Below are 22021 nucleotides of genomic sequence, written 5' to 3'. Positions count from 1 at the left end.
TATGGCTTTACGAACAGATGACATTTCAATCAACACAATCATCGGAAAGGGCTCTGCTATTTCCGGTAATATGAAGGTTAATGGCTTTATCCGCATTGATGGCGATATTGACGGTAGCCTTGAAACAGACGGAAATGTTATTGTTGGTGAAAACGCAAGAATCCGCGGAGACCTCACTGCTAAATCTGTAATCATTGGTGGAATCATCAAAGGTAATATTAAGGCTAACGAGAGTGTAAAGATTCTCGCAGAAGCTGCTGTTATTGGCGATGTAATTTCGCGCAAAGTTCAGGTGGACGGTTCCGCTATCATTCACGGTCACTGCATTTCTATCAAAGATGAAACTGAATACAATAATGCATCCGGTGAATATCTTCAGTCTAAAGCAATTAAGGAAAAGGTTATTCTGTAAATGGCAGAAATAGATTCTCTTGGATCAAACTTTTACTACTCAGGCGTTCAGAATGCCTCAAACGAAGCCATAAAGCGCAATACAAAAAAAGAAGAAGTACGCAAAAGCGATAAAGCTAAAAAGGTAGATTTTGCAAAACTGCTTAAAGGCGAAGAAGTTGAAGAGCCTCAGTTTATTGCAGATGGTCTTCCGCTTAAAGTTCGCTCAATGTCTATTGATGACGCTGCCGTTTATCTTGCCGATGCTGTAGGTTCTGCCGGCAACGACTTTTCTGAAAATCAGACACAGGAAAATCTTGAAAAGTTTAAGACTGCTGTAAGTCAGTTTATCCGCTTTGTTGTTGTAAATAATTTTGATGTAAATACTGCTCAGAGAAAACGAAGATTCGGAAAAAACGGTCAGCCGTCACGTATGTTCTTCTTTTCTGATTATTCTGTTCCACCTACAAAACCAAAACCAAAATTTTCTATAGAAATCATTAATGAAAAACTTGATGCACTTGCCCGGGAAACACTTTCTAATCAGGCTAACAATCTTAAGATTCTGGCACAAGTAAATGAAATAAAAGGTCTGATTGTAGACTTGCTAAGTTCATAAATCGTGAGGTATACTAAAAAAGTATGAGTGACATTTTTGAAACAGATATAGATGCAGAGAGCGAAAACCTTTCCTCTCTTGAAGATAACGATATTATAGAATCGTCTACAGAAAACCTTGTTTTTGATTATCCGCTTTATCATTTAAAACTTGATTATTCCTGCGAAACTCTTTACGCAAAAGCTCCGGAAGGAAAGATTCAGATTAACGCCGGTGATTTTGTTATTGTTCCTACACGTTATGGAAAAGACATGGCCCGCGTTCTTGGAACTGCAAAAAAGCCTATTGGCATTAAACAGGCCGACATTGTTACAATTGACCGTAAGGCCTCTGAAGCAGACTTAAAACGCCGCGAAGAACTTATTCAGAAAGAAAAAGAAGCCTTCCCCATTTTTAAGGAAAAGGTTGCCTTCCACAAACTTGACATGAAGCTTGTAGAAACACATTTTCTTTTTGATGAGCAGAAGGCTTTGTTCTTCTTCAGTTCAGACAGCCGTGTAGACTTCCGCGAACTTGTAAAAGACTTAGTATCTGTTTTCAAAATGAGAATTGAGCTCCGCCAGATTGGTGTACGTGATGAGTCTCGTATTACCGGAGGACTTGGAGTTTGCGGCCGCCCATTCTGCTGCCACGGAGTTTCTGATAAGCTCCGTCCGGTATCCATCAAAATGGCAAAGGATCAGAATCTTTCTTTGAACTCAATGAAGATTTCCGGCCAGTGTGGACGCCTTCTCTGCTGTCTTTCATACGAATACGACTGGTACAACGAAGCACGCAAAAATCTTCCTAATGAGGGTGTACGCCTTTCTTATGATGGCACAGACTTCCGCATTACAGAAGTAAATCCTCTCACTTCAATGGTACGCATGCTTGGTGATGATGGCCGCCTCCTCGAAGTAAACGCAAAACGCTTCTATAGAGATGGCAACCGCTGGAAGATTAATTAGATTGCCACGTCGCCCTACGGGCTCCTCGCAATGACGAACAACTCTGTCATTGCGAGCGCAGCGAAGCAATCCATATTAAATAACTAAAAACTTGAATTTCCACGATTATGATTTATAATATAATGTACTATGATTTACATTAAGAAGTGGACAGACTATTACGAAGATTTTTTCCCGATTGAACCGAACCAGCTTGAGTTTTTCACTGCAATGGGAAATGAATTTCCTGCACCTGCAAAATTTTTGGGCGTAGAATGCGGCCCGGCTTTACTTACAGAGCAGTTACAGGATAAGTTTGACATAACACTTACAGACTCCTTCGCAGAATTTGTTAATGTCGTTAATACACGTCAGTCTACAAAAGAAACACCTGCACACGTTTTTAATCTGAATCCAGCTGATATTGCACGCTATCTTGGCAAAAACTTCTTTAATGTTGTTACCTGTCTCTGCTACCGTGTTATCTTTATGAAAGACCGCACTCTTATCAAAAAGTTCCTTTTTGATTCAAAGATGCTTCTTTCAGACGGCGGATACCTTGTTCTCGATCTCTTAAACTTTTCTAAATACGATTTCTCAGAAACAAAGATTGAGTTACCAGCTAAAAAATCAGAGAGAGCTACACTTTATTCTTCTGTTATCAAGAATTCCGATCAGATTTCTTACAAGCTTTTCCAGCATGTTGTTACAGCCAGTGGAAAAGTTATTGATGAAGTAAAGGACGAACTTGTCTGCCCTATCAGTATGGAATCTATCCGTTCCTATGCAAAGGAAGTAGGCTATTCATCAGTTGAATTCTACAACGATTACAAGAAGACTCCTTACACAAACGACTCTGACAAAATTATCTGTGTGTTGAAGAAATAACGTACTTTCATTAAAATAATACGTTATGAAAGCTACAAAAACAATTATCTCTACACTGCGTGAAGCTCCAAACGACGCAGTTATTGCAAGCCATCAGCTTATGATGCGCAGCGGTCTTATCCGCAAACTTGGAAACGGACTTTATGCTTACATGCCATTCGGATTCCGTTCTTTAATGAAAGTTGAAAAAATTATCCGCGAAGAACTCGACAACGCAGGTCTTCTCGAAATCAAACCTACAGTAATCGTACCCGGTGATTTATGGAAGGAATCTGGACGCTGGGACAAAATGGCAGGCGAAATGCTTACTGCACAGAACCGTCAGGGCCAGGACATGGTAGTTTCTCCTACAGCAGAGGAAGCTTTTACAGCTATCGTTCGCGACGGACTTTCTTCTTATAAACAGCTTCCATTCACACTCTATCAGATTAACACAAAATACCGCGATGAAATCCGTCCCCGCTATGGTGTAATGCGTGGCCGCGAATTCACAATGATGGACGCTTATTCTTTTGATAAAGATCAGGCTGATTTGGATGCTTCTTATGACAACGTAGCTGCCGCTTACCGCCGTATCTTTAAGCGCATGGGTCTTACAACAATTTCTGTAAAGGCAGATACAGGTTCTATGGGTGGTTCTGGTTCAGAAGAGTTTATGGTTGAATCTGAAGTTGGTGATGATACACTTCTCCTCTGTCCAAACTGCGACTATGCCGCTAACGTTGAAAAGGCTGCTTGTAAGACAGAAGTTCCACTCGACAGCAACGGCCAGCCACAAAAAAAGACTGACGCGGCAATTGAAGAAGTTGCTACTCCAAATGTATTCAGCATTGAAGATATGGAAAAGTTCTTTGGTGAAAAACCAACTACTTTCCTTAAAGCTCTTGTTTACAAGGTTTACAACTGTGCTGTTGATTTATCTGGAACAGAGTTCTACAAGAACGCTGAAACTGTTACAGAAGGCGGACAGACATATATTCCAGAAACCTTCTTCTGCGTACTTATCCGCGGCGACCTCGATGTAAACGAGACAAAGCTTGCTGCAGAACTTAAGGCATCTGGTGCAGAACTTGCAAGCGACGAAGATGTTCTTAAGTACAGCGGTGCTCCACACGGATTTGTAGGACCTGTTGGAATTAAGATTCCTGTAATTGCAGATAAATCTACTGTAGATATGCACGACTGTATTGCAGGCGCCGGCAAAGCAGGCTATCACATTAAGCACGTTGAACCAGGCCGCGACTTTACTGCATTTATGACTGTTGATGTTCGTACCTGTAAAGAAGGCGATGCTTGTCCTGAATGTGGCGGAAAGTTCTACATGAAGAAAGGTAACGAGCTTGGACATATCTTTAAGCTTGGAACTAAATATACTAAATCAATGAACGTAACTTACCTTGCAGAAAACGGAAAACCTGTTACTCCTTTGATGGGCTGCTATGGTATTGGTGTTGACCGTACTCTCGCTTCTATTATCGAAGGTCATCATGATGATAAAGGTATTATCTGGCCTATGACAGTAGCTCCTTACCAGGTTGCTGTTATCCCTGTTATGTACAAGGATAAGATGAAGGAAGTTGCAGATAAGATTTACGAAGACTTGAAGGCAGACGGTATTGAAGTTCTCCTCGACGACCGCAACGAACGCCCAGGCGTAAAGTTCACAGACTCAGAACTTATCGGATACCCAATCCGCATTGTAGTTGGTGACAAGAACCTTCCAAACGTAGAAATGAAGCTCCGAAGCGATGCTGAAGCAACACTTGTACCAGCAGACGAAGTTGCTAAGAAAGCAGCTGATATCGTAAGAGCAGAACTGAAGAAGCTGAACGCTTAGATTGCCACGTCGCCCTTCGGGCTCCTCGCAATGACGGCAATAAATCGTCATTGCGAGCGAAGCGAAGCAATCCATCTCCCACAGGACAGCCCATGAAAAAACTAATTCTATCAATCATAACATCAATCATCATAACAACTTCAATCTTTGCACTTCCTGGGGTAACTCAGTTTATTCCAGATAGCGCCGGTGAATATGCTTACTACAAAGATACTTCATTCACCCGCGAAAGTTATGTTGGCATTTTGTCTTATGATGCAGGAACTTTTCAGATCCGCTATTATGCACCACAGGACGACGAAGCAATGCTTCCTGCAAAGGAAATTGCAATTCTTCTTACTGTTGATTCAAAAGCAGATGTATGGACTATGACAGGTGAAAAAATCATCTCCACCATTCTTCCAGACACTGATGATACAGACATTGTAAACTACCTTCACGACCTACTTTATGAGTTTTCAGCACGCCGCATTAAGGCAGATGCTGTAGAAGATTCAAATATCCAGATAGACCAGGATTATCCTCAGTTTGGCGGCAACGTAACTATCACTTTTGATGCAAGAGTTCCTGTTTTCAATATTAGAAAGATTACAGATGATAAAGGAAATGCTGTACTGGACTGTGTAACAATTGGAACTATTAAATCCAGCGAAGATAATACTTTTTCTGAGTTTGAAGGACTTCCTTCTGAAAAACCTTCTGTTCAGAAAGCAACAAGACCAACCGCAAAATCAAAGATCTGCAAGTTTGAAAACCGTTCTGTAACTCTGGACGAAAACTGGGAACAGAAAATGGAAAACTTCTGGACTTTGGGTAATGAATCGCTTGTTACAATGTCTGTTCTTCCACAGGTTTCTGAGAATAAGAAATTAAATGATTTATATGTTCAGAGAAAGCTGCTTGAGAGCTCGGAAGGGTCTTATATTGATTATAAGAATGCTGAAATTACTTATACTGCGGCTAAGGACAGTTATAAGATTATTACTACTTCTTATTTCCCGGAGAATGATACTAACGTTTGTCTTACTAAGATTTTGACTCGGAATAAGGATGCGGGATTTGATTATTTTTCAATCTCAACTTATCAGACAGCGTATCTGAAAGCAGCTTCTTATTTTGATAAGATTGTGAAATCATATAAGTAATCAACTGACATCTTGTGACCTTTTGGTGCTCACGTCGTAAATCACATCAGGCTGCTCGCGAGCCAGTTTTTTGTGTTAACAAATAAGCGGTTTTTCAAAGAAAAACCGCTTATTTGTTTTCGATGGCTAAGCGCCAAAACTTCTCGAGGCAGCCTGATATGATTTCCGACTACGCACCAAAATCTCACATATACTGATTAATTAAATCTTATTAAAATGAACTTCTCGAAAGAGGAGATGCTATTAATACACCTTCACTTCCTAAATAATCACGTTTTTCGCCTTCAATTAGGAACTGAACACTTGTAACTGTAGAGAATGATGTTGCGGTGAAAACTACCTGTTCTAGCTGATGGATGTAGCCTTCTACTCCGTATGTGTTTATTTCAAAATTTTCATTGAAATTCAAATATGCAACGCCGCCGGATACTTTGGCGCTTAAAAGCTTTGTGCCGGCTGGGATTAAGGACATGCAGTTGCGTTCTGCGGATTTGGTGGTATCTGGGCCCTGGAGAAGCAGATTGATGGCTGTTGTAAGCGGAGAATCGCTTTTTGGGACCTTTCTTTTAATTAGCTGGCGGCCAACTGAACCATCACCATCTATATTTACAAAGCAAAGCTGCAGTTCTGTTGTGCCTGTAGCTGCAGGCTTTTCTGTTTTTGGCTTATCTTCTGATTTAGGAGTTTCTGTCTTTGCAGTTTCTTTCTCAGTTACCGGAGTACTATTTGCAGTAGTTGAGTTTGTCGAAACCACCTCATCTTTTGGTTTTGCAGAAACTGTTTTTGGCTCTTCAGTTTCTATTTGGATTGTAATTTCATCATTCTTAAGAGGAATTGTTTCTGTTTCTTTAGGTTCAGCCGGTTCATGGTTTTCAATTACTGTTGGAGTTGTACCGAAAACTCTGTCAAAAAAGGCTGTTTCTTTAAGATTTGTAAAAATCTGGTCTTTTTTTACAAGGAATATGATTAAAATGATCAGCAGGCCGAGTAAAACACAAGCTGCTGCAAATAAAGTATTGTTCTTTTTCTTAGATGATTTTTTTTTCTGTGCCATATTTTGATTATCGGAGAAAAAAGACCGGTGGTTGAGTACTTCGCATAGCGAAATGTACCGAAACCACCAGTTTCTCGATTAATAAAATTTGTGACGCAGTACGTTACAAATTTTAATCATCTGTTTTATCAGTAATTGGCAAAATTTTCTGTGATGAAAAGTCCAGGCCTTGATTTGCAAGAACTAGAAGATGATGCAAGTCCGCATAATCACGAATATTTCCCTTCTTTCCTGAATTTTCTTTTCGCCATTCTGAAGCTGTCTGTCCAAACAAGGCAACATTCAACAAATCTGCCTCATCTGCGGAAATCCAGGACGCAAATTCCATTGCTATATCAGAATGCGCAAAAGTTCCACCACCGTACCTACCTGATTTTGAAACAATTCCTATAGCGCTTGTTGCATTTATCCATTTTTGTGGTGATAAAGTAAACGCATTTGCACCAGCAGCTTTTTTAAACCCCTCGAATTCGAGGCGTTTAAAATCAGGATTATGCATAGTTTCCCATAATCCCAAAAACTCAATTACATCACGATTACGCATCCAGTTCTGAATAACAGCCGAAGGGTCATCACTCTTATATCGCGCTATATCAGTAAGGGAAATAAACTCATTTTCAAAATCAGTAGTATAAATACCGATTTCTATTCCTTTTGCATGGATTGTTTCTTTGATTGTTTTATCCATAACCATTCCTTAAAATGAGACATTAGTTTTTCAGTGCCTGTCCAACCCCCGGCCTGAATTATGGTAAAGAAAAAACGAAGATAATAAACTGTCATTGCCGTGCTCAATACGGCAATCTAATAATCACGTGCATACTAATAAATGTAATCTGTTCGTTGGAAATGTTCTTCTGCACGGAATGCTTTACAAGTTAAATATAATAAAAAAGGAGATTTCAAGTCAATTGAAATCTCCTTTTCCTTTTGCATCTGCGGTGGTTTCGATACGCCCTTCGGGCTACTCAACCACCGTGGATTCCGTTTATTTCGCGAGGTACTCGTTGATACCTGCAGCAGCCTTTCTTCCTTCACCCATAGCGAGGATAACTGTAGCGGCACCGAGAACGATGTCTCCACCGGCCCATACTTTGGCGTGGTGTGTAGCCTGCTTTTCGTCTACGAGGATGTGACCGCGCTTGTCAGCGTCGAGACCTGGAGTTGTGCTTACGAGAAGTGGGTTTGAACCGTTTCCAAGGGCAACAATCATTGCGTCACAAGGAACGTCGTGCTCTGAACCTGGAATAGGTACTGGAGAGCGGCGTCCTGATTCGTCTGGTTCACCGAGTTCATAGCTGAGACAGCGTACACCTACAACCTTACCTTCTTCGTTGCCGAGAACTTCTACAGGGTTTTCGAGGAAGCGGAAGTTTACGCCTTCTTCTTCTGCGTGACCAATCTCTTCGAGACGGGCTGGCATTTCGTTTCTTGTACGGCGGTAAACAACATCAACAGTTTCTGCGCCAAGGCGGAATGCCATGCGGGCAGCATCCATTGCAACGTTTCCGGCACCACAAACAACTACGTGCTTTGCTTCGTAAATTGGAGTTGCAGCGTGGTCTTTATCGTAACCCTTCATAAGGTTTGCACGGGTAAGATATTCGTTTGCAGAGAATACACCAATAAGGTTTTCTCCAGGAATGTTCAAGAACTTTGGAAGACCAGCACCTGTTCCAACGAAAGCAGCATCAAAGCCCTTTTCTGAAAGAAGCTGATCGAGTGTATCTGTACGGCCAACAAGGAAGTTTGTTTCAAACTTTACGCCGATTTTCTTAAGATTTTCAATTTCGTCCTGAACAATTTTCTTTGGAAGACGGAATTCAGGAATACCGTACATCATTACACCACCACACTTGTGGAAGGCTTCAAATACAGTAACTTCATGACCGGCACGAGCACAGTCTGCAGCAACTGTAAGACCAGCAGGACCAGAACCGATAACTGCTACCTTTTTTCCTGTAGCTGGAGCAACCTCAGGCATAGTTACCTGATTGTTTTCGCGCTCCCAGTCTGCAACAAAGCGTTCCAGGCGGCCGATAGAAACAGCCTTTTCAGGGTTCTTCCAAACCTTACCAACTGTACACTTACCCTGACACTGCTTTTCCTGAGGACAAACACGTCCACAGATTGCAGGGAGGAGAGATGTCTTTTTGATTGTATCAACAGCGGCCTTAAAGTTTTCGTTAGCGATTTCGCGGATAAAGCCCGGGATATCAATATTTACAGGGCAGCCTTCCATACAAAATGGCTTTGCACACTGAAGACAGCGGTTAGCTTCTACAATAGCCTGCTCCTTGCTGAAACCAAGAGCAACCTCGTCCATCTGGCGGGCGCGAACCTTTGGATCACGGGCAGGCATTTCCATCTGAGGAATGGCATTGCGGTCTTTAGCAGTGAGCTTGCCGTTAGCCTTAATCAAATCATTAATTTTATTAAGTTCTTCTTGTACGTTTATCATTGTTATCTCCATTAGTGGTGGTTTCGATACGGCCTCCGGCCTACTCAACCACCGTAGGTCTATTTCTCAATGCCCAAACCAATTTTGCACTTGTGGAAATCTTCCTGTTCACGTGGCTTGAAAGACTTCATACGCATCATCATGTTGTCCCAGTCTACAATGTGAGCATCGAACTCTGGACCGTCTACACAAACGAACTTTGTTTCTCCGCCAACAGATACACGACAGCCACCGCACATTCCGGTTCCGTCAATCATAATTGTGTTCAAAGAAACTGTTGTTTTAACGCCGTACTCCTTAGTTGTAAGAGCACAGAACTTCATCATAATTGGAGGTCCAATTGCGATAACTTCTGCTGGTGGGCACTGGCTTTCACACATTTCCTTTACAGGTACTGTAGAAACACCCTGGCGGCCGGCAGAACCATCATCAGTCATAATGATTACTTCGTCTGCAAGAGCCTTCATTTCATCAACATAAATCAAAAGGTCTTTATTGCGTGCACAGATAACCATGATTACCTTGTTTCCGATAGCCTTGTGAGCCTGAACGATTGGGTAACATGGAGCAACACCAAAACCACCACCAACAACAAGTACAGGGCGGTCATATTTTTCGATTTTAGATGGATTTCCAAGAGGACCGAGCACAGCAGGAAGTTCCTCACCAGCCTCTTTCAAAGAAAGTTTCAAAGTAGATGCACCAACAGCCTGGAAAACGAGAGCAATCCAGCCCTCTTCGGCATTTGCATCAGCGATTGTAAGCGGAATACGCTCACCAAAGTCCAGATCAACCTGAACGATAACAAACTGTCCTGCCTTGCGGTTGCGTGCAATTTCAGGAGCAGTAACCTTCATATAAAATACACCGGCAGAAAGCTGTTTTTTTTCAATAATTTTAAACATCTTCAGTCCTCTTAAAAAATAAATGGTAAATAATTGTATAATATGGGGAGATTTGAGTCAATGACACAAAGGATTCTAAATGTCGAAGATTCTAAGGTTGGACTCGGAGCAAAAAAATAGCCCAAACAAGGCTAAAATCGAAGAAACGTTAAAAAAAAGAGTTGCAACAGCAACTCTTTTTAGTTTCATCATGATAATGCCTCAAGCGGCGAGACTAGCGAGCCGCCTATGCATTTAGAATCCCACTGTTACGTAAGCGTAAGCGCCTACACCACCAACAGAAAGGCTCTTTTTGAAGCTTGAAGACTGAGAAGAGATTCCCAAATCAAGCTGGATTAAACGGATATTAAAGGTTGTTCCAAGCTGATGGATAAAGAGCTGGTCTTTATACTGTGTTGAAACGCCAACCTTAATAATATCAATAAGATTAATTCCAAAGCCAAGATAGTATTCAGGATAGAATACTGCATAATCGCTGAATGGTCTTCTAATACCAAAACCAGCACCGGCACGGGCATTAAAAAGTGAACCAAGGAAGTTCTTATTAAGATAAACATCAAGTTTCAAAGGACGATGAACTGCAAGCGAATCTTCCATGTTTGTAACTGTTGTTTCGCGTTCAGTTTTTTCAGCATTTTCAAAATCTGAAAGCTTCATCTTGTAATCGAATCCACCCTGAACATTTGACTTATAATTCAAATGGCCTGGAATAATTGGAATACGACAAGTTGTATCTAGTGTAAGAGATTTTGTAAGGTCCAGAGCAACTCCACCACCTAAGTCAAAACCATAGCCACTCGTAAGAATTGATTCGATTTTATCTACGTCGAAAGAAACGCTTCCTTCATCATTCTTCTTGAGTTCAATTGCAGAGTAAACATCAAGATTAAGATCTATTCCCATGTTTACGTTGCCGTCTGCATCATTCAATACTGTAACAGATCCACCGCCACCACGAACTGAAAGAATTGGCATAAATACAGCAGGTTCAACACGAATCTTAAGTCTGGCAATTTTAAAGCCAACAGAAAGCTGAGAAAAGGCAAAAACATCTGTATCATTATTCAAGCTGAAATTAAGAGTTTCGCCAATTGAGTTTCCGTAACCAAGAAAATCAAAAAGATCTTTTCCTACAGACAAGCTTTCATACATCTCAATACCAGAAGAAAGTCCAAGGTGGAAGTCTTTGATATTAAGATTAATTTCGGATACTGGAGCTAAATCAGCACGGATATTAAAACCTTCTTCAGGGCAATCATCTGCAATCTTGCGCAAATCAATTACAAGATCCTTTTTCATGAAGTCGTTCATTGCAAAGAGATTGTTTGAAAAATCTACATCTGTTCCGACTTTAATTTCGAAAAAGCGCTGTGAGAAAAAGTTCTTAGAAAAGGCAGCAGTAGTAATTACTGAAACTGCAAAAATACAAGCAAGAATTTTTTTCATATACTACCTCCTTATTTTACCTGAACGACACCGTCTGTCTTAAGACTTAATTCAATATTCATCTCAATAGCCTTTTCACGAGGAATAGAGAACACTGAACTCTTAGACATCAGAATCTGAATATTTGGAGTAAAGCTGCTTGTGTCTTTCAACTTCTGAACTGTTGTATATGGCAAGGTGATAAGTCCCTTATCGTCTTCTGTAATAGTTTTGTTCTTATCTACTACAGACAGGCTTGAATATTCAAAGTTTCCGTCTCCAACCAGATCAATTCCAAGCTTCATTCCAGAAGTTGCGTAGAATGGCAATTTGTAAGCAATATACTTAACCTTAAGAGTATCGATTATCTGTAGATACTTTTCAAAATCTGAGCTTTTTGAAGATTCATCTCCTGAAGAAGGAGTTGAAGGATCTGAACCAGAAGATCCATCTGATTTTGTCATTTCGCTAAGATCAAGTTTTAAATCTTCTGTGTCTGAAACTTTGAACTTAACAGGAATATCAATGAGTGTGAAAAGCTTAAGCTCTAAATCCTTATCTGCAGCAACAAGTGATTCAAGATATGCACGTGAAACTGATCCAGTCAAAGAATGAATCTCATAATCAACATACAGCTTATCATCTTCTTCAATACCTTCGGCATTAATAAGCTCTTCCATTGGAATTAAAGAAATGTAATTTGTCTGTGCAAGATTAGTAATGATTGTAGATTCTTCTTTTGCATATGCAGGTTTTGGAGTATTTGTGATTGAATCATATCCAGAATCAGAACCAAGAATATATGTTTCGCTGGTTCCACGCTGTGCCATTGTACCACTTCCGTTTGAATCATATGCATAGTACATCTTAAGTTTTACTTCCGCTGTAAGACCTTCTGCTGTTTCGCTGTATAAATACATTGGAACTGATGCAAAAGAAATCTTTCCAGACATATCTGAACCAAAAGCATCTTTCATGCCAGAAAGCATTGATGAAGGATTAAAATCGAGATCTGTACTTCCGTGATCATTACCTGACAGAGTAAAAGGAATATCTGTACCAACTTCAAATGATTCCTGTGTTGCTAATGTTGTTAGCAGTGTTTCAATCTGTGCTTTTGTAAAAATAGTAAGCTTCATAGCTTCAACTTCCATAAGGAAGTGCTGTGTATTCTTATCTAATTTCCCTGGGAAATAATCGTAGGTATTGATTCCCTCTTTATCTTTACCTGCATCTCCCGTCATTGATGATAAACTCATGTCATTATCCAGTTCTTTTTCAAAAGTTCCCAGAGAGAAATTGTACTCTGCATCACTTTTTACAGAGATGGTCTCAGGAATTTCCCAATGACAACCGGATAACGCCAAAATTAATCCTATTGAAATTATAGCACCTGCTATTTTTTTCATAAGAACCTCCTTAGTCCGCAACAGCGGAAATATGGTATTCTATATATATACCTCGTTCAATATTCTGTGACTTTTGGGATTTTATAAAAAGACTTTTTGTATTATTAAATTAATATTATTAAATATATATAATATGTATACCATACGTATTATAACACGCATGATATACAAAATAAACACTTTTTCCAAGTATTTTTTTGAAAAAAGTGTTAAACGGATTTTGCTACTTTTTATTGTTAAAGAAGGCTGCGAATGGGTTGTAGCTCATTCCATCGTCACCAGAATTGCGGTCGTATGTCTGAGAACGACGGTTGTCGTCGCGACCATCTCGGCGGTTGAGCTTGTCGAAACCGCTGGCATTTCCAGCAGCACCACCCTTCTTTACAACAACAACGCGGCGACCTGTTCCACTTCCAGAACCTGCATTGTCACGAGGGCTGTAGCGGCGGGCTGTGCTCTTCTGGCCTGTTCCGGCACGGCTTGCAGCATCACTCTTAAGAGAAAGGGCGATTCGGCGGCGGTCGCGGTCCAGTTCGATGATTGTAAACTCGTGAACATCACCTACTTTTACAACATCCATAGGATTTTCTACGAAGCTGTCTGAAAGCTCACTAAGGTGAACAAGACCTGTTTCGTGCAAACCAATATCAACAAAGGCACCGAAATCTACTACGTTTTTGATTTTACCGGTAACTTTCATACCTTCTTTAAGGTCTTCAAACTGCAAAACGCCTTTCTGCATGATTGGAGCTGGATAGCCGTCGCGAGGGTCGCGGTTTGGCTTTTGAAGCTCGTCTACAATGTCGCGGACGGTTGTTTCGCCGATATTGTATTTTTCTGCCAGTTTCTTAATAAGGTCAGCAGGAACCTTTTCTTTTTTCTGGATATATGGAAGAACCTCGCGGGCTGCGTCGTAGTTTTCAGGGTGAACCCAGGTATTATCGAGTGGATCTGAGCTTTCTGCAATCTTAAGGAAGCCGGCACACTGCTCAAAGGCTTTTGGACCAAGACCAGGAACGTTTTTAAGGTCTTCGCGGCTCTTGATTTTGCCGTTCTGGTCACGGTAAGCAACAATCTTCTTTGCAGTAGTTGAATTGATTCCAGAAACGTACTTCAAAAGTGAGTATGAAGCAGTATTGAGGTTTACACCAACGTTGTTTACAACCGAGCCTACAACTTCATCAAGCTGCTCAGCAAGTTTTTTCTGATTTACATCGTGCTGATAAAGACCTACACCAATTGCCTTAGGGTCAATTTTTACGAGTTCTGAAAGAGGGTCCTGGAGACGGCGGCCCATAGAGATGGCACCACGGATTGTAAGGTCGAGGTCCGGGAACTCTTCGCGGGCAATATCACTTGCCGAGTAAACAGAAGCACCTGATTCATCAACAACTGTATAAACTACATCATTATAGTTATCGCTGATAACCTTGCTTACAATTGCCTGAACTTCCTGAGAGCCGGTACCATTACCTACAGCAACTACCTGAATATCATACTTATCGATGGCATCGTTAATCATTTTGTATGAGCCATCTGGATCTGTTACCTGGAAGAACTTGAAATAACCAAGATATTTACCTGTTTCGTCGAGGGCAGCACACTTTGTACCAGTTCTGATACCAGGGTCAACACCAAGAACGCGGCTTCCCTTAATAGGCTGAGTCATCAAAAGGTTTTTGAGGTTTTCGCTGAAAATACCGATTCCGTGAACATCAGCTTCGTCTGCTTCGTCACTGCGGATTTCACGGACAACGGCAGGAGAAAGCAAGCGAACTACACCATCTTCAATTGCATCTTTATGATAGTTATTGTGAATGTCTGCACGGCGCTGAAGATCTGCAACGGCTGCGTCAACATCAACATCAATTGTAACTTCAAGGGCAGCTTCACGTTCACCGCGGTTAATTGCAAGAATGCGGTGTGGTTTTACTTCGTTCAAAGGCTCTGTGTAATCCCAGTACATCTTATAAGTAGAAGTATTTTCTGCAACAGCAGCATCCTGACCTTCCGGAACAATACCCTTTGTTTTGATTGTACCGGTTCTCATATAAAGGTCGTGAACAGCTTCGCGGTTAGAAGTTTCCTGGCTTACGCGCTCTGCAATAATATCTTTTGCACCAGCGAGGGCGTCCAAAGCAGTTTCTACGTTCAAAGCAGCATCTTCATTATCAGTTTTAATGAACTTTTCTGCTTCTTTCTCAACTGCAGCGTCATCATGGTCTGCAAGAATGAAATCTGCAAGTGGTTCAAGGCCTTTTTCTGCAGCAATCATACCGCGGGTCTTCTTCTTTTTCTTGAAGGGAGCCCAGAGGTCTTCCAATGCTGTCATTGTTGTGGCAGACATAATTGCGTTATAAAGAGTTTCTGTGAGTTTTCCCTGAGCAAAAACGCCCTTTACGATTTCAAGGCGGCGGTCTTCAAGGTTGTGATATGATTTATAGAGGTGGTCACAGTCACGAACCTGAACCTCATCAAGATTGTCATGCTTTTCCTTGCGGTAACGGCTGATGAACGGGATTGTACATCCTTCTTCAACCAGGCTGATAACTGCACTCACCTGCTGCACGCGGATATTAAGCTCTGCAGCAATTTTTTTCATAATTTCCACTTCATTAACTGAAAGTGCGTCGATAGTTTCTTGTGTAAATTCCATAGTGGGAGATATTTTAGTAGAAAGTCAAAGCTTTGTGAATAGAAAAGTCTGTCATTCCGAACTTGTTTCGGAATCTATTGAAATAAGATCCTGAAACAAGTTCAGGATGACAGGGAATTGTCAAAGGATGACAGGGCGCTTAATTATCTCCGGACTCGTCAGAATCTTCAGGTGGAAGGTCATCTGGAGTTGCGGCATAGGTCTGGTCCAGAAGATGATTACAGTTATTTGAAAGAATCTTATAAAGAGCTGGAATCAGCTGCTCACGGATTCTATCATCAAGACCTGCAGAGCCATTAGAGTTTATAAAAGAGAATACATAGAGCATTCCGCCATTAACAGGACGCTCCATAGCAAGAATTGCACCAGAACGGAAAAGAAAGCCCTTAAGATTGAAGTGAATATCCTGAATCTTTTCGTAAAGCTTAATTCCCAAATCATCTCCAGATACAAGAATAGTAAAATGAGAAAGGCTTATATCCTGAAGACTTCCGGTTACAGGATCATTATAATTCTGACCTCTGTAATAAGTATAAGTACAAGAAGAAGAACACAAGGCACGGATAGTTTTACGACGTCCCTGAGCCTGATTTGCAAACAGAATCTTTCCAATCAAGTCGAAATTATTATTTTTCTGATACTCAAGCTGAATACAACCACAGCGGCAGCCATATTCATAAAGATATTTACGCTCCAGCTGAGTTTTTTCAAGCTTTGACTGACGTTTTGTATAAAGAATACCTACCGAATTTGCATTATTATATTCATGAATATAATCATAGATATAATCTTCCCAGTCTAAACCAGGAAGTTCATAATCAATATTGAAGAAAATAATCAAATCCTTAAAAAGAGATGTTATTACTTTTACCTTTTTCTGAACATTAATTCTCTTATCAAATGGAACATAATAACATTCGTATCCAAGTGCAAAATAATCATCCAGAAAAGATTCCGGCATCAAAGATGTATCTGGCAATATAAAAAAGGTCTTTCGGCCTGTAACAATCTCTTCAACTGGTATTCCCAAACTAAGCCTCTAATTCGAATTATTATATCTCAAACTTCAGAAAAAACAAGAATTTTTATCATTATTCGGCAAGCACAGCTTGCCTAGGCTTAAATAAAATGTGTAATTGAATGATGTTCTATATTCTTTGTCTTTACGGCAACTATATAACTACCAACCATTGCAGTAAGTGTATCAAACAATGCTGCAAAAGAACAAATTACCATAGAAGCAGGCTTTAGCAAGAGGAAGCTTGTCTCAAAACCACGGGCATATTTAGAACAAAGAATTGTAAGAAGAACAAAAGCTCCGCCAGAAGGAATACCTCCGAGCAGGAAGGAAAGTCCAAAGGACAAACTAAAAATCCACATGATATCTGCAACTGGAATACGAAGACTTGAATAAGAACGCCAGATCAGAATAAACGAAATTGTAGCTACAAGGGCAGAACCACCGCGGGCAAAAATAGAGAACATTGGGTAAGTAAAACCACGGCAGCGACGGCGAATTCCAAGACTGTCGCGCAGGTGACGGTTTGCAAGAGGAATTACAAGGTTTGAATCTCCACCAAAGAAAGAAAGAATCAGTGGAGCAATGCTTGCATAAAGCACTTTGTATGGATGAGGGTCATGACATACAAAATGAAGAATAACCGGATAAATAATTCCTGCAATAATTACAAAATCAACCAGGAACATAATTACCATTGGAGTATAGATTCCAGGTTCAATTACATTACGGAAATCAATTGTCCAGTAGCAGACAATTGCAATACAGAGAATAGACATGATTTCTGTAAAGAAGTTTGCAATATTATAGAAAAGGTTTGAAAGCGAATCAGCAAGTGCGAAAACAGGCTTAAAGGCTGTCTCTTCTGAAGCACTTTCCCAACCAATAATAAAGGCGAATACAAGACAAACCAGAAGGAAAGAACCTTCACGCAAAGCTTCAAAGCCTGAATATGGGAACATTGAAAGAATCATTCCCTTTACATCAAGATGGAAGGCATCTGTTGCAACATCTACTGTGATTGGAATACGGGGAAGCTTTACTATCAGAATAGAAGCAAGTCCTACGAGGGTAAGGATAAGCGAAGATGCTACAATGATGAGAAAGGTTAAACCTGTTGTTTTAAGCAGGAGTTTGGAAGTTCTAAGTTTACAAACAGCAACAACTGCACTGGTAAAAAGCAGTGGAACTACTACATATCTTCCTACTCTTATAAAAAGCTCTGTAAGAAACGCAATCGCATTTGCAAAAGCAGCATTTTCAATAGGAAGAATAAAGGCTGCAAGTACACCTAATGCAAGGCCAATCAAATATTTAATCCAAACTTTCATAGCTTATCATTATAACATAGTATGGAATGCAATGCCATAGTGTGTTATAATTAATGATATGTCTAACATGCTGTTTATAGGAAAAGATTTGCCGGAAAGCCTTGGCTTTGCCGAAGTTCTGGCAGATTCAGGCCGTAAGGTTTTTGGTACTGCAAAATCAGAAGCCGACGCCACAAAATTTGAATCAGAAAACATTTTTGCAACTACCTGGAATAAATCTTCGGCAGTTTCTTCTCATTCTGTCATTATCCGCGCAGAAACTAAGCTTGAAAATCTTGATGAAGCAGTTTTTTACTTTGACGCTTCTCATTTCTGCACTCAGTTTGAGCTGGACCGCACAGAAGATATTTCAAATGGTATTGATACAATGATCAGCGGCTTTGTTTATGCTGCAACTGAGCTTCTTAAGCGTATTGATCAGCGAAAAGAAAAGATTTCTGTTTTGTTCCTTGTAAAAGAATATCCTTCTAAATATGAAATGATTTCTTCTAAAACAGCAGGTATTGTTCCGGCAAGCACAATTGTTCATGCGGCACAGGCAGCCTTCTGCTCTCTTGCAGAAAACTTTTCTACCAACGTTGCAGACCGCGACTATCTTTCTGTTGTTCTTGCTAAATGTGCATATTCAAATGAACTTTATAAAAATGAAGATGCAATTGCAGACTGGGTTGTTTCGGCCCTCAATACCGTAGAATCTATGAAAAATCCTCAGACTGTAAAACAGGCCTGCGGATGGAATAAGGTTGGCGGAAAAGTTTCTACAGGTTTTGCACTGTTCCGTTAGCTGTCATCCTGAACTTGTTTCAGGATCTATTTGGAGATTATATGAATTACGAACTTTATGCTGATTATGCCGTTAGAATATTAGTAAGCTTTGTATGCGGCTTTTGTCTTGGAATTGAAAGAAAGTCTCGCCAGCATTCAGTTGGAATCAGAACCCTTGTTTTGATCAGTATTTCTTCGTGTCTGCTTTCTATTCTTTCTATTTATATGGCAGAAAACTTTAATGTAACCGGTGACCCTACCCGAATTGCTGCCGGAGTTGCCTCAGGAATCGGCTTTATTGGTGGTGGTGCAATTATGCGCTACGGTCTTAATATCCGTGGCCTTACAACTGCAGCAATTATTTTTACAGCTTCGGCCGTTGGACTTGCCTGCGGAGCTGCTCTTTATATTCCAGCCTTCCTTACAATGATTGCGCTTGCTGTAGTGCTTTTTATTATGAACCGTCTGGAAAAGAAGATTTTCCCTGCTGCTAAATCTAAACTTTTTACAATTACCTTTTCAGGAACTGATATTCAAAAAGAACTCTTGTCAGAAATTATGCTTCGATACGGCTTTATAATTCATGACATGAATATTGAATATAACAAGCCTGAAAATCAGACTACACTTGTATTTACAACAAAAACACCGGACAGACTAAGTCTTGTTAATTTTATAAAAGAAATTGAGAATCTGGATAATCTGGTGAATTTTAAGCTGGATGATAAAGTTGGAGATTGATAGATTGTAACTGGTGGTTTCGATACATTCGCTTCGCGAACACTCAACCACCGGTGATTGAGTAGCCCGTAGGGCGTATCGAAATCACCATTCGAATTACTGGCGGGTTACTACCACAGAATTGTCAGCGTTGCTGAAAGGTGCTGGAATGTATTTATCTGCTTTCCAGTCATTTTCCCAGCGGCAACCGTCTAAAAGGTAACGGAACTGATATTCACGGTCTGCGGCAAGTTCAAGTGTTACAGAAAAACTGCCGTCGCTTCCTAAGGTAAGGGGAGTGTCTGTACTGCTCCAGCTGTTGAAATCACCAGCAAGATTAATGGATTTTGCACCTTGAGCAGCTTCTTTAGATACTGTAAATGTAACTTTGCATGTCTGCTTATCTTTCGAAAAAGACTTTTTTAATGACATGATATCTCCTTCCCCTAACCTTTTTTATTAAAATATTGCATTTTTCTTTTTTATGCAATATAGTAGGGAGACTATTTTATGATCATCATGCCGCCGAGTTATCCAAATTGCAGGGCGGCCTTCTTCTCGTATGAGAAGAAAAATTCTTGCTAAATAGGAGACTAATATGTCTGTCTTATCTAACAATCATTATTTATTTACATCTGAATCTGTAGGTGAAGGTCACCCAGATAAACTTTGTGATCAGGTTTCTGATGCAGTTCTCGATTACTGTCTTTCTTTGGACAAAGATGCCCACGTTGCCTGTGAATCTTTCTCTACAACTGACTTTTTGATGGTTGGTGGTGAAATCGGTTTCCAGAATATCAAGGTTGATGCTGAGTTTACAAAGAAGTTCAATGCTCAGGTTGAAAAAATTGCCCGCGGTGTCGCTTTGGATATCGGTTATAATGCTCCGGAAATTGGACTTGACGGTGCTAACTGTATTTTCATGAACCGCCTTCACGCTCAGTCAGCAGATATCAACCAGGGTGTTGTAGGAAAAGGTCTTGATGAATACGAAGGTCAGCAGGGTGCAGGAGACCAGGGTATGATGTTCGGTTACGCTTGTAACGAAACACCAGCTTTGATGCCAGCTCCAGTTTACTATTCACATCAGATTCTTCTTCGTGCTCATGAATTACGCCACAACGGAACTATTAAATGGCTCCGCCCGGATGCTAAATCTCAGGTAACAATTGAGTATGATGAAAACAACAAACCTTGCCGCATCGACACTGTAGTTGTTTCTCACCAGCACAATCCTGATGTAGATTACGACACAATCAAAAACACAATCATAGAACAGATTATTAAACCTGTTCTTGAGCCAACAGGACTTCTTAAGGGTGATACAAAGTACTTTATCAACCCAACAGGAAAGTTTGTAATTGGAGGTCCAGACGGAGACTCTGGTCTTACAGGACGCAAAATCATCGTAGATACATACGGTGGAATGGGACGCCACGGTGGTGGTGCTTTCTCTGGAAAAGACCCATCTAAGGTAGACCGCTCTGCTGCTTACATGGCACGCTACATTGCAAAGAACGTTGTTGCAGCTGGTCTTGCAGACCGTGCAGAAGTTGAACTTGCTTATGCAATCGGAGTTCCTTTCCCTGTTTCTATCATGGTTGAAACTTTCGGAACTGAAAAGGCTCCACGCAATACTATTGAAGCTGCAGTAGAAAAGGTATTCGACTGTACACCAGCTGGAATCGTAAAAACTTTGAACCTTAAACAGCCAATTTACCGCAAGACAGCATCTTACGGACACTTTGGCCGCGACGGATTCCCTTGGGAAAAGACTGATAAGGTTGAAGAGCTTAAAGCTGCGGTAAAATAATGACTTTACTTTCCAAACAGGAAATGATTGAGATCTTCAGACGGTGGCGGGATGCGAATCCTGCCCCGGTTTCTGAACTCGAATACGTAAATCCGTTTACGCTGCTGGTGGCCGTAGTGCTCAGTGCGCAGACCACCGACAAAGGCGTAAACAAAGCAACAGGTCCGCTTTTCAAAGTGGCCGACACCCCTCAAAAAATGCTTGCCCTTGGCGAAGAAGGGCTAATCTCCTATATCAAAACAATCGGACTCTATAAGAATAAGGCAAAACATGTATTGGGACTTTCCCAAAAGCTGATTGATGATTTTGGCGGCGAAGTTCCAGGAAACCGTGAGGCTCTAATGACACTGCCAGGCGTTGGCCGCAAAACTGCAAACGTAGTTTTGAATGTGATTTTTCATGAACCAACCATGCCGGTAGATACACATCTGCTCCGTGTTGCACCAAAAATTGGTCTTGCAGAAGGAAATACTCCTGAGACCGTAGAAAAAAGCCTGCTCGAGCGCATACCCGCCGAGTTCTTACACGACGCCCATCACTGGATTTTACTCCACGGACGTTATGTGTGTACGGCACGTGCGCCTAAGTGCGAAGAGTGTATAATTAGTGATCTGTGTAAACATAATAGCTGAGTTCTACGTCATGTAACCACCGAAATA

20 protein-coding genes are annotated in these 22021 nt (G+C 40.8%); 10 read left to right on the top strand and 10 right to left on the bottom strand.

The features are described 5' to 3' along the window. The first annotated feature begins 1 nt into the window (after position 1). From BM161_RS12380 to BM161_RS12355, 6 genes are all read left to right on the top strand, one after another. A complete protein-coding gene (locus tag BM161_RS12380) occupies positions 2–412 on the top strand; it encodes a bactofilin family protein (RefSeq protein ID WP_074933171.1) in 411 nt (136 codons plus the stop codon). After that, the gene (locus tag BM161_RS12375) at positions 413–1009 is read left to right on the top strand and encodes a DUF327 family protein (RefSeq protein ID WP_074933169.1); all 597 of its coding nucleotides are present in this window, start codon (positions 413–415) and stop codon (positions 1007–1009) included. It begins immediately after the preceding gene. A 23-nt stretch (positions 1010–1032) separates the two neighbouring features. Continuing rightward, positions 1033–1956: a PSP1 domain-containing protein gene (locus BM161_RS12370; protein WP_074933167.1), complete on the top strand. Its 924-nt coding sequence runs from the start codon at positions 1033–1035 to the stop codon at positions 1954–1956. 129 nt (positions 1957–2085) lie between these two features. Continuing rightward, complete coding sequence (locus BM161_RS12365; RefSeq protein WP_074933165.1) at positions 2086–2823, top strand: hypothetical protein; 738 nt, start codon at positions 2086–2088, stop codon at positions 2821–2823. Positions 2824–2848: 25 nt separating this feature from the next. Further along, complete coding sequence (locus tag BM161_RS12360) at positions 2849–4660, top strand: proline--tRNA ligase (RefSeq protein ID WP_074933164.1); 1812 nt, start codon at positions 2849–2851, stop codon at positions 4658–4660. Positions 4661–4752: 92 nt separating this feature from the next. Next, positions 4753–5805 (top strand): DUF7954 domain-containing protein, encoded by a 1053-nt coding sequence (locus BM161_RS12355; protein ID WP_074933162.1) that lies wholly within the window; start codon positions 4753–4755, stop codon positions 5803–5805. Positions 5806–6016: 211 nt separating this feature from the next. Here the strand turns inward: BM161_RS12355 and BM161_RS12350 are convergent, their stop codons facing one another. From BM161_RS12350 to BM161_RS12310, 9 genes are all read right to left on the bottom strand, one after another. Next, positions 6017–6859, bottom strand: coding sequence for a GerMN domain-containing protein (locus tag BM161_RS12350; protein WP_074933160.1), 843 nt, complete (start codon positions 6857–6859; stop codon positions 6017–6019). A gap of 112 nt (positions 6860–6971) precedes the next feature. Continuing rightward, positions 6972–7547 (bottom strand): KilA-N domain-containing protein, encoded by a 576-nt coding sequence (locus BM161_RS12345; protein WP_083425797.1) that lies wholly within the window; start codon positions 7545–7547, stop codon positions 6972–6974. A gap of 300 nt (positions 7548–7847) precedes the next feature. Next, a complete protein-coding gene (gene gltA, locus BM161_RS12340) occupies positions 7848–9320 on the bottom strand; it encodes an NADPH-dependent glutamate synthase (RefSeq protein WP_074933158.1) in 1473 nt (490 codons plus the stop codon). 59 nt (positions 9321–9379) lie between these two features. Further along, positions 9380–10225, bottom strand: a complete 846-nt coding sequence (locus BM161_RS12335) for a sulfide/dihydroorotate dehydrogenase-like FAD/NAD-binding protein (protein ID WP_074933156.1) — start codon at positions 10223–10225, stop codon at positions 9380–9382. A 234-nt stretch (positions 10226–10459) separates the two neighbouring features. After that, complete coding sequence (locus BM161_RS12330) at positions 10460–11671, bottom strand: hypothetical protein (RefSeq protein WP_074933153.1); 1212 nt, start codon at positions 11669–11671, stop codon at positions 10460–10462. Between the two features lie 11 nt (positions 11672–11682). Further along, a complete protein-coding gene (locus tag BM161_RS12325) occupies positions 11683–13059 on the bottom strand; it encodes a hypothetical protein (RefSeq protein WP_074933152.1) in 1377 nt (458 codons plus the stop codon). Positions 13060–13282: 223 nt separating this feature from the next. Beyond that, positions 13283–15715, bottom strand: coding sequence for a helix-hairpin-helix domain-containing protein (locus BM161_RS12320; protein WP_074933150.1), 2433 nt, complete (start codon positions 15713–15715; stop codon positions 13283–13285). Positions 15716–15854: 139 nt separating this feature from the next. After that, positions 15855–16745: a hypothetical protein gene (locus BM161_RS12315; protein ID WP_074933148.1), complete on the bottom strand. Its 891-nt coding sequence runs from the start codon at positions 16743–16745 to the stop codon at positions 15855–15857. Positions 16746–16834: 89 nt separating this feature from the next. Continuing rightward, positions 16835–18064 carry a dicarboxylate/amino acid:cation symporter gene (locus tag BM161_RS12310; RefSeq protein ID WP_074933147.1) on the bottom strand — a complete coding sequence of 410 codons (1230 nt, stop codon included), beginning with the start codon at positions 18062–18064 and terminating at the stop codon, positions 16835–16837. A 58-nt stretch (positions 18065–18122) separates the two neighbouring features. Between BM161_RS12310 and BM161_RS12305 the strand changes: the two genes are divergently transcribed. Next, on the top strand, positions 18123–18848 hold the full coding sequence (locus BM161_RS12305; protein WP_143090567.1) for a hypothetical protein: 726 nt from the start codon (positions 18123–18125) through the stop codon (positions 18846–18848). Between the two features lie 41 nt (positions 18849–18889). Then, on the top strand, positions 18890–19570 hold the full coding sequence (locus BM161_RS12300) for an MgtC/SapB family protein (protein WP_074933143.1): 681 nt from the start codon (positions 18890–18892) through the stop codon (positions 19568–19570). A 96-nt stretch (positions 19571–19666) separates the two neighbouring features. Here BM161_RS12300 and BM161_RS12295 read toward each other — a convergent pair whose 3' ends face one another. After that, entirely contained in the window at positions 19667–19981 is a 315-nt protein-coding gene (locus BM161_RS12295) for an isoamylase early set domain-containing protein (RefSeq protein ID WP_074933141.1), read from the bottom strand. Positions 19982–20147: 166 nt separating this feature from the next. Here BM161_RS12295 and metK point away from each other — a divergent pair, with 166 nt between their 5' ends. Together metK and nth are read left to right on the top strand one after the other, a co-directional pair. Continuing rightward, positions 20148–21362 carry a methionine adenosyltransferase gene (metK, locus tag BM161_RS12290; RefSeq protein WP_074933140.1) on the top strand — a complete coding sequence of 405 codons (1215 nt, stop codon included), beginning with the start codon at positions 20148–20150 and terminating at the stop codon, positions 21360–21362. After that, entirely contained in the window at positions 21362–21994 is a 633-nt protein-coding gene (gene nth, locus BM161_RS12285; RefSeq protein ID WP_074933138.1) for an endonuclease III, read from the top strand. The genes metK and nth overlap by 1 nt, the downstream gene beginning before the upstream one ends. The last annotated feature ends 27 nt before the right edge of the window (positions 21995–22021 follow it).

It is taken from the genome of Treponema bryantii (assembly GCF_900113965.1).
In the GTDB taxonomy this organism is placed as follows: Bacteria; Spirochaetota; Spirochaetia; order Treponematales; family Treponemataceae; genus Treponema_D; species Treponema_D bryantii_A.
Note: the sequence above shows the minus strand (reverse complement) of the source record. Positions and strands in the feature narration are given on the sequence as shown.